Annotated in this window: 8 protein-coding genes; 3 read left to right on the top strand and 5 right to left on the bottom strand. The window is 63.0% G+C overall.

From position 1 onward, the window contains the following. Nucleotides 1-3: 3 nt before the first annotated feature. Nucleotides 4-2235: an alpha-galactosidase gene (locus tag GM658_RS15725; protein ID WP_155454996.1), complete on the top strand. Its 2232-nt coding sequence runs from the start codon at nucleotides 4-6 to the stop codon at nucleotides 2233-2235. On the opposite strand, the gene GM658_RS15720 is transcribed toward GM658_RS15725, so the two are convergent. From GM658_RS15720 to ypfJ, 4 genes are all read right to left on the bottom strand, one after another. Beyond that, complete coding sequence (locus GM658_RS15720) at nucleotides 2228-3088, bottom strand: CheR family methyltransferase (RefSeq protein WP_229416930.1); 861 nt, start codon at nucleotides 3086-3088, stop codon at nucleotides 2228-2230. The genes GM658_RS15725 and GM658_RS15720 overlap by 8 nt on opposite strands. Continuing rightward, nucleotides 3076-7968 carry a HAMP domain-containing protein gene (locus GM658_RS15715; RefSeq protein WP_155454995.1) on the bottom strand — a complete coding sequence of 1631 codons (4893 nt, stop codon included), beginning with the start codon at nucleotides 7966-7968 and terminating at the stop codon, nucleotides 3076-3078. The genes GM658_RS15720 and GM658_RS15715 overlap by 13 nt, the downstream gene beginning before the upstream one ends. Before the next feature lie 276 nt (nucleotides 7969-8244). Next, nucleotides 8245-10275 (bottom strand): prolyl oligopeptidase family serine peptidase, encoded by a 2031-nt coding sequence (locus GM658_RS15710; protein WP_170298835.1) that lies wholly within the window; start codon nucleotides 10273-10275, stop codon nucleotides 8245-8247. Further along, the gene (gene ypfJ, locus GM658_RS15705; protein WP_155454994.1) at nucleotides 10272-11159 is read right to left on the bottom strand and encodes a KPN_02809 family neutral zinc metallopeptidase; all 888 of its coding nucleotides are present in this window, start codon (nucleotides 11157-11159) and stop codon (nucleotides 10272-10274) included. The genes GM658_RS15710 and ypfJ overlap by 4 nt, the downstream gene beginning before the upstream one ends. Before the next feature lie 74 nt (nucleotides 11160-11233). Between ypfJ and GM658_RS15700 the strand changes: the two genes are divergently transcribed. After that, nucleotides 11234-11914, top strand: coding sequence for a hypothetical protein (locus GM658_RS15700; protein ID WP_155454993.1), 681 nt, complete (start codon nucleotides 11234-11236; stop codon nucleotides 11912-11914). Here the strand turns inward: GM658_RS15700 and GM658_RS15695 are convergent. After that, nucleotides 11901-13550 carry a CehA/McbA family metallohydrolase gene (locus GM658_RS15695; RefSeq protein WP_229416929.1) on the bottom strand — a complete coding sequence of 550 codons (1650 nt, stop codon included), beginning with the start codon at nucleotides 13548-13550 and terminating at the stop codon, nucleotides 11901-11903. The two genes, GM658_RS15700 and GM658_RS15695, sit on opposite strands and share 14 nt — an antisense overlap. 81 nt (nucleotides 13551-13631) lie before the next feature. Here GM658_RS15695 and GM658_RS15690 point away from each other — a divergent pair, with 81 nt between their 5' ends. After that, a complete protein-coding gene (locus GM658_RS15690; protein WP_155454992.1) occupies nucleotides 13632-16718 on the top strand; it encodes a CHASE domain-containing protein in 3087 nt (1028 codons plus the stop codon). Nucleotides 16719-16727: the final 9 nt, after the last annotated feature.

Here is a 16727-nt window from a genome sequence, read left to right as displayed (position 1 = left end):
TCGATGACGGGGACGAACGAAACGCGGCGCAAAGTCTTTCTCGGCTTGCTGGGCTCTGCTGCCAGCCTGGCTTTTACCGGCGGCGCGAGGGCGCGGGCACTGGTGGATGATGCCGGCAAGGTTTTCCGGTTCGATGGCGGCGGCAGCAGCTACGCGTTTGGCGTCAATGCGGAGGGGCAGCTGCAGTCCCTGTACTGGGGGCCTGCGCTGGACGCCAGTGACAAACTGCCGGCAGCCGTCATTGTTGAAGGGAATTCGTCGAACGAAGTGCCGATTGCCGTCACGCCCTACGAATTCGCCGGTTTTGGCGGGGGCTTGACCACGGAACCCGCGCTGAAAGTGCGCTTCCCTGATGGTGTGCGGGATCTTGACTTGCGGTATACCGGCCATCAATTCCGCGGCGACCAGCTGCTAGTGCAGTTGAAGGACGTTAAGCGCGCGGTCCACGTTTCATTGACGTATGCGATGGACGAGGCGACCGGCATCCTGGCGCGTTCCGCCGTTGTTGAAAACCGCACCGGCAGCTGGATCCAGGTGGATCAGATGGCGGCGGCTTGCGTGAACCTTCCTTACAGCGATGATTACCAGTTGTCGTTCCTGTCCGGCCGTTGGGCGGGAGAGTTCATGCTCCAGACCCGGGCCGTCACGCCGGGCGCATTTTTCGTGGAAAGCCGCAAGGGCGTCACTTCGCATCAGTCCAATCCATGGATTGCGCTGAGCCGCAATACGACCGGCGAGGAGGCGGGGCCAGTCTGGTTCGGGGCGCTTGGCTGGAGCGGTTCATGGCGCATCAACGTCGAGATGGACGCGATGGGCGGGGTGCACGCTACCGCCGGCTATAATCCTTTCGACTTCAATTACCGCCTCAAGCCCGGCGAGAGCTTGGCATCGCCGGTGTTTTATGCCGGTTTTTCAAACGAAGGCTTTGGCGGTGCGTCGCGCGTCTTCCACCGCTTCCAGCGCGAGAAGATCTTGCCGAACGCTCCGGTCCCGCGCTTGCGGCCCGTCCTCTACAACTCGTGGGAAGCGACTTTCTTCGACGTGAACGAGGCAGGCCAGATGGCGCTGGCGGAGAAGGCAGCCAGTATCGGTGTTGAGCGTTTTGTAGTTGACGATGGCTGGTTTGGCGCCCGCAATAATGACAAGACGGGCCTCGGCGACTGGGTCGTCAACCGCAAGAAGTTCCCGAATGGACTTGGTCCCCTGATCAAGCACGTCAACGGCCTTGGGATGCAGTTTGGCCTGTGGGTCGAGCCGGAAATGGTCAATCCCGACAGCGATCTTTATCGCGCGCACCCGGACTGGGTAATCAACTTCCCGGGCCGGCAGCGCTCCGAGGCGCGCAACCAGCTGGTGCTCAACCTCGCGCGCAAGGACGTCTGCGAGCATCTGCTGAAGGTGCTGGATGACCTGGTCTCCAGCAATAACATCGAATACCTGAAGTGGGACCATAACCGCACCTGGTCGGAGCCAGGCTGGCCGGAAGTGGCGCCGGATGAACAGCAGCGGCTTTATGTCGCCTACGTGGACAACCTGTATCGCCTGCTGGCGGAGCTGCGCCGCAGGCACCCCCGCCTGGAGATCGAATCCTGCGCCAGCGGCGGCGGCCGGGTGGACCTGGGAATCATGAAACTCACCGAGCAGGTCTGGACTTCCGATAACACCGATCCATATGACCGCCTGGTCATCCAGGATGGATTCAGCCACGCCTACAGCCCTGCCATCATGATGGCCTGGGTCACCGATTCGCCGAATTTCGTGAACAGGCGCGTGACGTCGCTCGACTACCGCTTCCTTTCGGCGATGCAGGGCGGGCTTGGCATCGGCGCCAACTTGAAGCACTGGACCGAAGACGATTTCGCCAAAGCCAAGCGCCTGGTAGCGGAATACAAACGGATCCGGTCGACGGTGCAGCTTGGGAACCTGTACCGCCTGGTCTCGCCGGGGAATGGCGCGCCGCGTTCGGCCACGCTGTCCGTGTCGCAGGACCGCAAGCAGGCCGTGTTGTTCGCCTTCCTGCACTCAAGCATGATGCGCTCCGCACAGCCGATGATCCAGCTGCGCGGCCTGCTGCCGGACGCCGTCTATACCTTGCGCGCGATCTCGGGCGCGGCAGCGGCGGGAACGCCTTCCAAAGCCAGCGGCGCGTACTGGATGGGGAACGGCCTGAAAGCGGCGCTGGAGGGCGACTTCCAGGCCGCCGCATTTGTACTGGAAGCGGAAGGCTTCAGGTAACGCGTTTGTACCAGGGCTGTCCTGGGCTTAAGGCCAGGTATCCTGCGCTGAACGGATCGGCGGGATCGAGCTCGCGGTCCAGTCCCAGCGTGCCGAAAGGCACCAGGCTATCGTGAAATAGCTGCAGTACGCGCTGGCGCAGCAGCGGGCCGAAGTCGGGCAAGGCGCGCTGGCAGGCGATCAGGTTGAACTCATTGAACGAAGCGTCGGTGACCAGGTTGTATTGCGCCCACGTGATATGGCAGCGCAGCGAGGGCGCGAGCACGGCGTGCCCGCCCTGGATAGTGAAGTAGTCGGCCAGGCGGCCCTTTCCCCCCGCTTGTGCGTAAGCGGATTGTGCCCGTTCCAGTTCGGCCTCGGTCAGCCAGGCGGCAGCTGCTTCATCGAGCATGTCGTCGCTGGCGACCGTGGCGTGGATTTCGGCGTGCGCCAGCAGCCCCATTTCGGACAGGATAATGGCAAGCGTCCATGCCTGGCCGGCGCCGGCGCAGTCGGCCAGCCAGATGCGGGGCAGGGCGGCGCCGCGCAAGGAATGTTCGGCGGATTCGCGCAGCATCAGCGCTTCCGCCGGATCGTCGAACAAGGTGGCGGGCGGCACGTGCAGGGCGCGCAGCAGGTTGCCCGCGGTGGCGGGATCGTGCAGCACGTGATCTTGCAGCTGCGACAGCGTGGCCAGCCCGCGCAGCTGCATGAAGCCGAACAGCTTGCGCTTCAGCGGCGCGCGGTCGTGCAGCCGGAAGTCGAATCCGAAGCGGCGCACGACCGCCTCCAGCAGCAATTCCAGCTCGAGTTCTTCCAGCTCCGGCGCCGTGTTGCGGCGCAGTTCTTCGTTGGCGCCCATCAGTGCAGCCAAACGCGCATCAGCGACAGCAACTGCGCCACGTCAACCGGCTTGGTGATGTAGTCGGAGGCGCCGGCCGCAATACACTTGTCGCGGTCGCCCTTCATCGCCTTCGCTGTCAGCGTAATGATCGGCAGCGAGCGGAATTTCGGGATGCGGCGGATGGCGCGCATGGTGTCGTAGCCGTCCATTTCCGGCATCATGATGTCCATCAGGACGATCTCGATGGTCGGGTCGCGTTCCAGCACCTCAATGCCGTCGCGCCCGTTTTCGGCGAAAGACACCAGCATCTGCTGGCGTTCCAGCAGCGAGGACAGGGCGAAAATATTGCGCAAGTCATCGTCGACGATCAGCACTTTGCGGCCCGCCAGGCCAGCGTCGGCCGCATGCACTTCTTCCAGCATGCGGCGCTGCGCTTCGGGCAGGTTGGCTTGCGAGCGGTGCAGGAAGAGGGCGGTTTCGTCCAGCAGGCGCTCCGGCGAGCGGGCATCCTTGATGACGATGGTCTTGGCATAGCGTTTCAGCTTCGCGACTTCCTTTCGGTTCAACTCTTTGGCGGTGTTGATCACGATCGGCAGGTCGCGCAGGCGCTGGTCCTTGCCGATCAGGTCCAGCAGTTCGAAGCCGCTGATGTCGGGCAGGGTCAGGTCCAGCACCATGCAGTCGAAGTGCGAGGCATGCAGCGCGGCCAGCGCTTCCTGGCCGGTGCCGACGGCCGTGATGTCGACGTCGGTGTCGCCAATCAGCTTGACGATGGCGTCGCGCTGGTTCTCCTCATCGTCCACCACCAGCAGGTTGCGTTTGCCGCCGATCAGGAAGCGCTGGATGCGCATGAATTCTTCGTTCAGGTCTTCCTTGCTGACCGGCTTGTTCAGGTAGGAGATGGCGCCCGAACGCAGCGCACGTTCACGCTCGCGCAGGCTGGACATCACATGCACCGGAATGTGGCGCGTGCTCGGATCGCGTTTCAGGCGTTCCAGGACTGTGAAGCCGTCGATGTCCGGCAGGTCCAGGTCGAGCAGGATGGCGGACGGCAGGTAGTCGCGCGCCAGGCTCAGTGCCCAGTCGCCCTGGTGGGTGACGATGCCCTTGAAGTTCTTTTCCCGCGCAAAGTCCAGCACCACCTTGGCGAACCGATCGTCGTCTTCGATGATCAGCACGGAAGGATCGCCTGGCGCGGTCAGGCCGCGGTCGTCGATGGTCGAGCCGAAGACTTGCTCATCCTGTTCGGCTACCTGCTCTTGCGGTGGCGGCGCGTACACCACGGACGGCGTAGCGATAATCGGCGTGTTCGTTGCGGGAGCGGGCAAGCGCGGCATCGCCGGCTGGCGTGCCGTTTCGTAGTACACGAAGCCGGAGCGGTTATACGGCAGGAACAGCGTGAAGGTGGAACCTGCGCCGACCGTCGATTCGACCCGGATCTCGCCGCCCAGCAGGCGCGCCAGTTCGCGGGAAATCGACAGGCCAAGGCCGGTGCCGCCGTACTTGCGCGCGGTGGAACCGTCGGCCTGCTGGAATGCTTCGAAGATCAGCTGCAGCTTGTCGCCCGCGATACCGACACCGGTGTCGCTGACCGAGAAGGCCAGCACCGCGTCCGCGTTGCCCAGGTTGGGGTGGTCGCTGCTCCAGCCGCTTTGCACCAGGGCGATGCCGAGCGAAACCTGGCCGTGATTGGTGAACTTGAACGCGTTGGACAACAGGTTTTTCAGCACCTGCTGCAGGCGCGTGGTGTCGGTCATCAGCGATGTCGGCAGGTTGTCGCCCAGTTCCACCGTGAAGCCCAGGTGCTTGGCTTCGGCCATGTGGCGGAAGGTACGCTCCACGTAGCTGCGCAGGTTGGCGAAGCGGTACTCCGACACGTCCAGCGTGACGGTACCGGATTCGATCTTCGACAGGTCCAGGATGTCGTTAATCAGGGTAAGCAGGTCGGAGCCGGAGCCGTGGATGGTCTTGGCGAACTCCACCTGCTTGCCGGACAGGTTGCCCTCCGGGTTGTCGCCCAGCTGCTGCGCCAGGATCAGGAGGGAGTTCAGCGGCGTGCGCAGTTCGTGCGACATATTGGCCAGGAACTCGGACTTGTACTTGGAGGACAGGGCCAGCTGGGTGGCTTTTTCTTCCAGCGCCAGTTTCGCCTGTTCCACCTCGCGGTTCTTGCGTTCCACCTCGATGTTCTGCTCGGACAGCAGGCGGGCTTTTTCCGCCAGCTCCTGGTTGGTCTGCTGCAGTTCCTGCGCCAGCGATTGCGACTGGGTCAGCAGCGATTCGGTACGGCTGTTTGCCTCGATGGTGTTCAGCACCACGCCGATCGATTCCATCAACTGGTCGAGGAAGGAAAGGTGGGTTTCGGTGAATCGGTCCAGCGAGGCGATCTCGATCACCGCCTTCACCTGTTGTTCGAACAGGATAGGCAGCACCACGATATTGGTCGGCGGCGCCGCACCCAGGCCGGAACTGACGACGATGTAATCGCGCGGCACGTCGGTCAGCCAGATACGCACCTTCTCCAGCGCACACTGCCCCACCAGGCCTTCGCCGGGCAGGAAAGAGGTCGGCAGCTTGCGCGAGGAGCGGTAGCCGTAGCTCGCAATCATGCGCAGGCGGGCGTCGGCCAGTTGCGAGTCCATCATATAGAACACGCCGTGGTGGGCAGACACCAGCGGCGCCAGCTCCGACAGGATCAGCTTCGTCACCGCCTGCAAGTCGCGCTGGCCTTGCAGCAGGCGGGTGAAGCGCGCCAGGTTGGTTTTCAGCCAGTCCTGCTGCGCATTCTTCTGCGTGGTTTCCTTCAGGTTGCGGATCATCTCGTTGATGTTGTCCTTCAGGTAGGACACCTCGCCGCGCGCTTCCACCTGGATGGAGCGGGACAAGTCGCCGCGCGTCACGGCGGTCGCCACCTCCGCAATCGCACGCACCTGGTTGGTCAGGTTTGCCGCCAGCTGGTTCACGTTTTCGGTCAGGTCCTTCCATGTACCGGCCACGCCGGACACGTTTGCCTGGCCGCCCAGCTTACCTTCCGTACCGACCTCACGCGCCACGCGGGTCACCTCCGATGCGAAGGAGGACAGCTGGTCCACCATCACGTTGATGGTGTCTTTCAGTTCAAGGATCTCACCCTTCACGTCCACGGTAATCTTTTTCGACAAGTCGCCGCGCGCCACGGCGGTGGTCACCGCAGCGATATTACGCACCTGGCCCGTCAGGTTGGACGCCATGAAGTTCACGTTGTCCGTCAAGTCCTTCCACGTACCGCCCACGCCCGGCACGTATGCCTGGCCGCCCAGCTTACCCTCGGTGCCGACCTCACGCGCCACACGGGTCACTTCGGAGGCGAAGGAGGACAGCTGGTCCACCATGACGTTGATGGTGTTTTTCAGTTCCAGGATCTCGCCCTTCACGTCCACGGTAATTTTCTTGGACAGGTCGCCGTTCGCCACGGCGGTGGTCACCTCCGCGATGTTACGCACCTGGCCCGTCAGGTTGGACGCCATGAAGTTCACGTTGTCGGTCAAGTCCTTCCAAGTACCGCCGACGCCGGAGACGTTTGCCTGGCCGCCCAGCTTACCTTCGGTACCGACCTCACGCGCCACGCGGGTCACCTCGGATGCGAAGGAGTTCAATTGGTCCACCATCACGTTGATGGTGTTTTTCAGCTCGAGGATCTCGCCTTTCACGTCCACCGTGATCTTTTTGGACAAGTCGCCGTTCGCCACAGCGGTGGTCACCTCCGCGATGTTACGCACCTGCGAAGTCAGGTTACCCGCCATCGAGTTCACGGAGTCGGTCAAGTCCTTCCACGTGCCGGCCACGCCTTTCACCTGCGCCTGGCCGCCGAGCTTACCCTCGGTACCCACCTCACGCGCCACACGGGTCACTTCCGACGCGAAGGAAGACAGCTGGTCCACCATCACGTTGATGGTGTTTTTCAGTTCAAGGATTTCGCCCTTCACGTCCACCGTAATTTTCTTGGACAAGTCGCCGTTTGCCACGGCGGTGGTTACCGCCGCGATATTACGTACCTGGCCCGTCAAGTTGGACGCCATGAAGTTCACGTTGTCGGTCAAGTCTTTCCACGTACCGCCCACGCCCGGCACGTATGCCTGGCCGCCCAGCTTACCCTCGGTACCCACCTCGCGCGCTACGCGGGTCACTTCTGACGCGAAAGAACGCAGCTGGTCCACCATCACGTTGATGGTGTCTTTCAGCTGAAGGATCTCGCCGCGCACGTCCACTGTAATTTTCTTGGACAAGTCGCCGTTCGCCACCGCAGTAGTCACCTCCGCGATGTTACGCACCTGGGAAGTCAAGTTACCTGCCATCGAGTTCACGGAGTCGGTCAAGTCCTTCCAGGTACCTGCAACGCCTTTCACCTGCGCCTGGCCGCCCAGCTTACCTTCAGTACCCACCTCGCGCGCCACGCGCGTCACTTCCGATGAGAAGGAGGTCAACTGCTCCACCATGGTGTTCGCGGTCATCGCCGCGCGCAGGTACTGGCCTTTCAGAGGGTGGCCATCGACCTCCAGCGCCATGGTCTGCGACAGGTCGCCCTTTGCCACAGCGCCGATCACGCGCGCCATTTCGGTGGTTGGGCGCACCAGGTCGTCGATCAGCGTATTGACTGCGCTGATGATGGTCGACCAGCCGCCGGAAACATGCACATTCGCGCGCTGCGTCAGCCGGCCTTCGCGGCCCACCACGCGGCTGACCTCCGTCACCGTCTTCACCATGCGCTCGTTGGTTTCGATGATGTCGTTGAGGGTGTCGGCGATCTTGCCCGAGACGCCAGTCCAGTCGGACGGCAGCCGCGCCGAGAAGTCGCCCTTCTTCAGTGCCATCAGAGTCGAGAGGATCAGCTTGAGGTCCAACTCTTCCGGCAATTCAGTCATATCATTCATTGACGCTACCTCAGGGGTAAAGGTGGAAAGCGAGGGAAGACCTAATGTCACTCCGGAAGCAGCGACAGTCAAGTACAAAGCTGGTCAAAAGCTTCACTTTGTCAACTGTGCAACACGTGAGGCAACACTTTCCCCAGCATAACGACCTGCCATATTCGAACGCGCACGATTGAAGGGAAGTTGGAATCGGGGTGAAAGTCGGGGGCAGCTCTGGCAATCGGACATGTTTTTCGCATTGCGAAAAACATGTCCGATTGCCAGAGCTGACCCCGACTTTTAATTCAGTTGCTTCAACAGGAAGGTGTAGGTCAGCGCCCACATCTGGGCTTGCTGGTCGTTGTTGGCGGCGCCGGCGTGGCCGCCTTCGGTGTTTTCCCAATACAGGACGTCGTGGCCCTGGCCTTTCATCCTGGCGACCATTTTGCGGGCGTGGCCGGGGTGCACGCGGTCGTCGCGGGTGGACGTGGTGAACAGGACGCGCGGGTAGTGCTTGTCCTTGAAGACGTTCTGGTAGGGCGAGTAGCGGCTGATGTAGGCCCATTGTTCCGGGTCGTCGGGGTCGCCGTATTCTCCCATCCAGGAGGCGCCGGCCAGCAGCTTGCTGTAGCGTTGCATGTCGAGCAGCGGCACCTGGCAGACCACTGCGTTGAACAAGTCGGGGCGCTGGGTCATGGCGGCGCCGACCAGCAGGCCGCCGTTGCTGCCGCCCATGATGCCGAGGTGGCGCGGGCTGCTGATCTTGCGCTGGATGAGGTCTTCCGCCACCGCGATGAAGTCGTCGAAGGCGCGCTGGCGGTTCTCCTTCAGCGCGGCCTGGTGCCAGCGCGGGCCGAATTCGCCGCCGCCGCGGATATTGGCGAGCACGTAGATGCCACCTTGCTTGAGCCATGCTTCGCCGGTGGTGCCGCTGTAGAAGGGCTTCATCGAGACTTCGAAGCCGCCGTAGGCGTACAGCACGGCGGGGTTGTTGCCATCAAGCCTGGTGTCCTTTTCCATTACTACGAAGTAGGGTACCTGGGTGCCGTCCTTTGATACGGCCATATGCTGGTGCACGGTGTAAGGTTCGGCATCGAAGAAGGCGGGCAGGGACTTCAGCGGCGTGCGTTCGTCGCAGCCTGCATTGGCCAGGCACACCGTGGTCGGGTGCAGGAAGTCCGTCACCGTCAGGAAGTATTGGTCGGACTCGATGGAGTCCAGCGCCTGCACTTCCAGCGTGCCGAAGGCTGGCGCGTTGACGTCGCGGCGCTGCCATTGGCCATCGACATGGCGCAGTTCGACCAGGCGGTTCTTGACGTTGTCCAGCACATTCAGGAGCAGCGCCGAGCGGGTGGCGGAGACGCTGTCGAGCGAGCTGCTTGGCGTTGGCGTGAACAACACCTCGAACCGCCGCTCGCCGCGCATGAACTGTTCGAAATCCATCGCCAGCAGTGAACCTTGCCGGTAGGTCGACCCGCTGACCGCCCAGTCGGAGCGCAAGTCGATGATCAACTGGTCGCGCACCGTGTAGGCATTGGCATCGTCCGGTTTGCCGACCTTGGCCAGCGTGGCGCCGTCGCGTACGAACAACTCGCTTTCGTAGAAGCCGATCTGGCGTGCGATGAACTGGTGGCTGTAGCCGGGTGTGAAGTCCTTGTAGGCGCCGACACCGAGGTCGTCTTCCTTCGCTTCGTACAGCGTACTGGCAGCTGCCAGCGGCGTCCCTCGCTTCCATTCCTTGACGATGCGCGGGTAGCCGGAGGTGGTCATGCTGCCTTCGCCGAAATCGGTGGACACGAAGATGGTGTCGGCGTCGATCCAGCCAATATCGCTTTTCGCTTCGGGCAGGTTGAAGCCGTCGGTGACGAAGCTGCGCGTGACCATGTCGAATTCGCGCACCACATGGGCGTCGCCGCCGCCGCGCGACAGCTGCACCAGGCATTTTTCGCCCTTGGGATAGAGGCCGGTCACGCCGTGCCAGACCCAGTTTTCGTTTTCGTCTGCAGCCAGCTTGTCGATGTCGAGCACCGTTTCCCACTGCGGCTCCGCCTTCCGGTATTCATCTAGCGTGGTGCGGCGCCAGATGCCGCGCGTGTGCCGGGCGTCGCGCCAGAAGTTGTACAGGTAGTCGCCGCGCTTGCTGACGTAGGGGATGCGTTCTTTGGAATTGAGGATGGTCTTCAGGCGCTCGTGGATGCCGGGATAGTCCGGCTGCGCCTGAAGTTCCTTGAGGGCGATGGCGTTTTGCTGCTCGACCCAGGCCAGGGCCTCCTCACCGCCCACTTCTTCCAGCCAGAGATAAGGATCGGCCGTTCCCACCGGCGCCGTCACAGCTGGCGCGCCTCAAAGGTATTGCACTGCGAGATTTCGCCCGATTCAATGCCGCGCGTGAACCAGCGTACGCGCTGTGCCGAACTGCCGTGGGTGAAGGAATCCGGCACCACTTCGCCGCCCGCCTGTTTTTGCAGCGTATCGTCGCCGATCGCGGTGGCGGCATTCAGGGCCGCTTCCACGTCGCCTTTCTCGATGATGCTGCGGGCACGGTTGGCGTGGTAGGCCCACACGCCGGCGAAACAGTCTGCCTGCAGCTCCAGCCGCACCGACAGCGCATTGCCCTGGCGTTCGGAGGAGTTCTGCTGCGCGTGATGCACCTTGTCGCTGATCCCCATCAGGTTCTGCACGTGGTGGCCGACTTCGTGCGCCAGCACATACGCTTGCGCGAACTCTCCGGGTGCGTGGAAGCGCTGTTCCATCAGGCGGAAGAAGTCGAGGTCGATGTAGACGTCCTTGTCGCCTGGACAGTAGAACGGGCCGGTGGCAGAGCGCCCCATGCCGCAGGCGGTCGGGTAGCTGCCGCTGAAGATCTTCAGCTTGGGTTTCTGATAAGTGCCGCCGTTCTGGCGGAACAGGTCCGTCCACACGTCTTCGGTGTCGGCCAACACCACTTTCATCAGTTTGAATTCGCGTGCTTCAGCGGCAGATTCCTGGCGTGGCTGGTGCTGTTGCTGGCTTACCTGTGCAGGCCCGCCGCCGCCACTCAGCAGTCCGAGGATGGTCAGGGGATTGACGCCGAGCAACCAGCCGCCAATCAACGCGATGACAATAGTGCCGATGCCGATCGAGCGGCCGCCGAAGCCGAATCCGCCGCCTCCGCCGCCACCTTCGCCGCGGACGTCTTCGACGTTGTCACTTTCCCGATTGCCTTCCCAGCGCATGCTTTAACTCCTAGTTTATTTTCGCTAAGTGTAACGCATTGGTGCGACGTGCAGGCGCACGTACAATGCTCATCATGAAGATTCCACGCAAAACCATGATCCTGTCGCTGGCCGCGGCTGCGGCCCTGCTGTTGGCGGCCGGCGCCGTCTGGTACAACATGCGCTTGAAAGACCGGGGCAGTGTGCCCTGTGCGCAGCAGCCGCCTTCCCAATTGAGCCCGTATTGCCTGGTGCAGTCGCAATCGGCTGCCGGGCATGGCGACCGCGCAGCAATGGCTGCCCTGGCCGAGTATTTTGACAAGCGCCAGCCTGCGGAAGCTGTCCGTTGGACGCGTGCGGCGGCCAATATGGGCGAGCCGAAAGCCATCGGCCGCGTGTTCGCCGGCTGCGGCGATGCAGGGCCATTTTCCGCGGCGGAGGCGCAGGCCTTGTTGCCGAAAGCGCCGGCGCTGGACGCGCTGAACTTTCGTCTAGGCGGCTCTTGCGCGGATGCGGATATGGCTGCGGCGCGCGCCGTGGCGCCGGCCGACCTGCTGGCAGCGCCGGACAGCGCCGGTTTGTGCAAGGTAGCGCTGCGTTATGGCTTGCTGCGCATGTCGCGCGAAGGGGAAAAACTCGATTCCGAGGCGGCGCAGAAATTGCTGGCCGAATGCGAGCATCGGCCGCAAGTGCCGCCTATCGTGCGCAAGGAGGCGGAAATCGTGCGCCAGATGCTGGCGCGCGAGATCAAGCCGGTTCACATCACCGTTGATTGATCCATACAGGGGCTGACCAGAGCTGCTTGCCGTCGTCCTGGGTGACGCGGGCGTAATAGAAATGCGCTCCCGGTTCAGGAGTGAACGTCTGCTGCAGCGCACCGCCGCCCGGCAGCGGCTGCACTGCGCCATGCCGGCCGGGCACGCCTTGCATGATGTCCAGGGCCGCAATGCCACGGCCTGCACTGCTGTTGAAGTGTACCCGCAGTGTGAGCGGGCCGCTGTTGTCGCGCTCTGCACCCATCATGGCGCCGTTGGCGGTGAGGGCAATGGCTGAATGCTTGTCCATGGTGGCAAAAACGCGGCGGGCGCGGATGGCGTCGAGCAACGCTTCCCGCGTCGGCGCGGTGCCGGCGGGCAGCAGGATGCCCGTGCGGTTGCCATAGGACGCGCCCCAGTTGGCGCAGTGGTTATCCTGGTCGCTGCTGAAGGCCAGCCGGTAGCCGGCTTCCAGCAGCTTGCCGCAGGCCTCCTCGTAAAAGCTGTGGCGCGTTTCGCGCTCGTCCAGCCGGTTGGAAAACGCGTTGCTATTCATCACTTCACACAGGGCCATGACGGCGGCGCCGTCCGCGCTGAAGGCCAGCGGCGCACCATTGATCGCGAACTGGCTGGTGTTGGGGTGGTTGAATTGACCTAGCCAGCCCTGTTCTTTCATCAGGGTGTAGAGCGCGGCGTAATCGCTTTTCGGCGTGACGACGTCGGCAAACGGCTCGCCGCTGCTGCTGCGTTCCCAGCCCAGCAGGGCGGGGCTGTTGAAGATATTGAGGTGGCCGCCGCCGCTGATCACGCCCCATTCCATGCCGTACAAGGCTACAAAGCCTGGGTGCCGTGCGCTGAATTGTTCGGCGCTGGCGAGCCCCAGCCGGTAACGCTCGCGCGCCGCTTGCGGATCGGCGGCCGGGTCGCTGCCATCGCTGCCGTCATACATATGGTTGTGCTCGGAGGCCATCAGGAAGTCCAGGCCGTGTCTGCGGGCGAACTGGAACGCGTCTTCAGGCCCGAAAGCGCCGCTTTGGGGCGGCTGGGCGCCATGGCAATGCGCTGGATCGCCGCCGCCGTCGCTGTGGTTGGTCTGGCTGTGCAGGTCGCCGACAACGATGTCGAAGCCCAGGGTGTCGAGGCGCGGCCGCGACGTCCAGCCAGGGCCGTGCCTGGGCAGCATCGCAGTTGCCGAGGCAGCAAACAGCAGGGACGGGCGGCCGATGGCGATGGGCCGCTGCTGGCGGATGCCGCCCGCTTCCAGGCGTAATTCATAAATGCCGGTCGGCAATGTACTCGCCGCCTGCCAATTGATCTTCAGCATACTATTTTCACGGTACATGGCGTGGCGTCCATGCCACTGGCGCAGCAGGCTGCCGTCGGGCCGGTACAGGCCCAGGCGCCAGTCGACCTGGTGCACCGGATGTGGGCCCGGCAGCGTAAAGTGCACTATGAAAGCCCTGTTTCGACCCGGCGCGGGAGATGGGAAGGCTGCCTCCAGCATGGCGTCGAATTCCTGGTGCTCCAGCACTGGCGCGGCAGGCGCGGGCGGCGCCGCACCGGCCGGCGCGGCCATGCAGGTGGTGAAGTAGTGCAAGCAGGCTAGGAAATTCCGGCAAGCGCGCGATGCCGGTAAGATGTGGAAACCATTTTTCATGATGAGTCCTCCTGAACCGCGTTGGACCAGGGGACAAGGAATTGGTTCCGTTCCAGGCTGCTTTAATAGTATGCTGCTCAAATGCAAGACTATTCTCAATGGATAAAGCTTAAGCTGGGTGGCTTAGCGAGCGGGCGGGTTTTGTTCTGGGGGTTGGGACTGGCCCTGGCGACCGCCGTTGGCGCCACCTTGTATGCGACCACGTCCAACACGGTCGAGGACGAGGCACAGCTGCGCTTCGACAATATGAACCGCGCCACCCAGTACAGCATTTCGGCGCGCGTGAAAGCCTATTCGGACGTGGTGCGCGGCCTGGTTGCGCTGTTCCAGACATCCGACCATGTGAGCCGCCTGCAGTTCCGCCAGTACGTGAACACCCTGAACATCGGCAAGCATTTCCCCGCCATCGAAGCGATCAATTTCGCGCCCGACGTGCCTGAGGAGCAGCGCGATGCCTTTGTGGCGGCGGTGCGGGCCGATTCGAGCCTGACGCCCGGCGGCTATCCCAAATTCGATATCAAGCCGCCCGGCAAGCGCGAACATTACTCGCCGCTGACCTATCTTGAGCCGATGGGCATGCTGATGGAGAAATTCGGCGTGGACATCACCGCCAACCAGGCGATTGACCGCGCCATGCAGCTCTCGCGCGACACTGGGGAAATCAGCGCTTCCGGCCAGCCGGTGGTGGTCAAGCAGCCGGTTCCGCACATTGGCCTGGGCATGCGCCTGCCGGTGTACAAGCGCGGCATGCCGGTCAACGACGTCACCAGCCGGCGCGCCAACTTCCTTGGCTCGGTGGGCATTGGATTTTCGGTGTCGAAGCTGATCCAGGGCGCGATCGACGAAATGGCCAACCGTGACGTGCACATGATCCTGTATTCGGATTCCTCCACCGATCCGGACAAGCGCAGCCTGACCATCGAGAGCGAGGATCGCCTGCTGTTCAACGATAACGGTTCGATCGACAAGCCCGCCGCGCTGCCTGGCGTTCCGGGCGACTATTTCGTTTCCGTGCTGCCGATCGATTTCAATGGCAGCCTGTGGAAGGCCCAGTTCTATGCGCGCAAGGACGCGATGATCGTAGGCTTCGACCGCTGGCTTCCCCCGATCGCGCTGATGACCGGGTTCGCCGGCACGCTGCTGATGTACGGCTACTTCTTCACCATGTATTCGCAGCGCCGCAACGCACTGGAGCAGCGCCGCTTGCTGGATAGCGTGCTCGATAACGTGGAAGCGCATGTCTACATGAAGGACCAGGAGCGGCGCTATGTCTACGTCAACGCCAAGATGGCGGAGGTGATCGGGCTGCCGGTGGAGGAGATCCTGGGCCGCCTCGACGTCGAGGTGATGCACAAGCGCGATGCCGACGAAGCCTGGCGCGAAGACCGCGTGGTACTGGCGGATGGCCAGAAGCGCTCGGGCGAGGCGAGCTACACGGACCGTCACGGGGTGGTGCACCACTTGTGGACGGTGAAGGCGCCAGTGCGGCTGGACAAGGACGTGACGGTGGTGATTGCCTTGTCCACCGACGTCACCGAGCTGCATATGCTGAAGGAGCAGGCGCGCGCCGCCAACCAGGCCAAGAGCGACTTCCTGTCGAACATGAGCCATGAGATCCGCACGCCGATGAATTCCGTGATCGGCATGGCGCACCTGGCGCTGAAGGGCGCCACCAGTCCGAAGCAGAAGGACTACCTGCAGAAGATCTACCATTCGGGCCAGCACCTGCTGGGCATCATCAACGATATCCTCGACTTTTCCAAGATCGAGGCGGGCAAGCTGGACCTGGAAGTGCTGGACTTCGCGCTGGAATCCTTGCTGACCAATATTTCGAGCCAGCTGGGCGATGCTGCCAGCCGCAAGGGCCTGGAGCTGGTGTTCGAAATCTGGCCGGGGCTGTCGCACCAGCTGCGCGGCGATCCGCTGCGGCTGGAACAGGTGCTGCTGAACTTCACCAGCAACGCGATCAAGTTCTCGGAAAATAACAAGATCTACATCCGCGCCCGGCCGGTGGAAGACCGCGACAACTATACCGTGGTGCGTTTCGAGGTGCAGGATGCAGGCATCGGCATGACCCCGGCCCAGGTATCGAGCCTGTTCCAGTCGTTCCACCAGGGGGATACGTCGACCACGCGCAAATACGGCGGCACTGGCCTGGGCCTGGTGATCAGCAAGCAGCTGGCGGAGCTGATGTGCGGCACCGTGGGCGTGGAGAGCGAACCTGGGCAGGGTTCCACCTTCTGGTTCACGGCCAAGCTGCAAAAGGGCACGCACCTGCTGCAGGCAACCGACAGCAATGCTTTGCAGCCGGATATCCTGGCGCCGATCCATGGCGCTTCGATCCTGCTGGTGGAGGACAATATCTTCAGCCAGCAGGTGGGCCAGGAATTGCTGGAGGATGCCGGGGCCACCGTGGTGGTGGCCAACAACGGCAAGGAGGCCATCGACCTGCTGCTGAAAGAGCATTTCGATTGCGTGCTGATGGACGTGCAGATGCCGGTGATGGACGGCTACGAAGCCACGCGCCTGATCCGCGCGCATCCGAAACTTTCCGGCACCCTGATCATCGCCATGACGGCCAATGCCGGGCGCGAAGACCAGGCGCGCTGCCTGGCTGCCGGCATGGACGAATTCGTGACCAAGCCGATCGCGCCCAACCTGCTGTTCTCCGTGCTGTCCAAGTGGATGAGCCAGCGTGCCGCCGAAGGGCGCGTGGCCCAGGTGCGCAGCACGACGGCGCCGGCGGCGCCCGCGCCCGCCGCGGCGCCCGCCGCGGCTGTGCCGGAACCGGTGGCGGAGGAGGCGGCCGCCGGCGAGCCGGAGCTGTTTGATTTGCGCGCCCTGGCCCAGACCTTCGGCAACAAGCCGGAAAAGATGCGCAAGTACGCCAATATGTTCATCGATTCGGCGCAGGATGGCTTGCGCGAAGTGCATGCGGCGCTGGAGGCGGGCGATATGCAGCGCCTGTCGGAACTTGGCCACCGCATCAAATCGTCGGCGCGGGCGGTCGGCGCCATGAGCTTTGCCGAACTGTGCCTGGCGCTGGAAAAATTGGCGCCGGCCGAGGGCATCGAGCGCGCCCGCACCATCGTGGTCCAGATGCAGCCTTTGCTGGACCGTTTGCGCGAACATATCGCGCAAGAAATGAACGTCAATATCCCCGGATAGCGCGGTTTG

The organism is Massilia eburnea, from assembly GCF_009720745.1.
In the GTDB taxonomy this organism is placed as follows: Bacteria; Pseudomonadota; Gammaproteobacteria; order Burkholderiales; family Burkholderiaceae_D; genus Rugamonas; species Rugamonas eburnea.
Note: the sequence above shows the minus strand (reverse complement) of the source record. Positions and strands in the feature narration are given on the sequence as shown.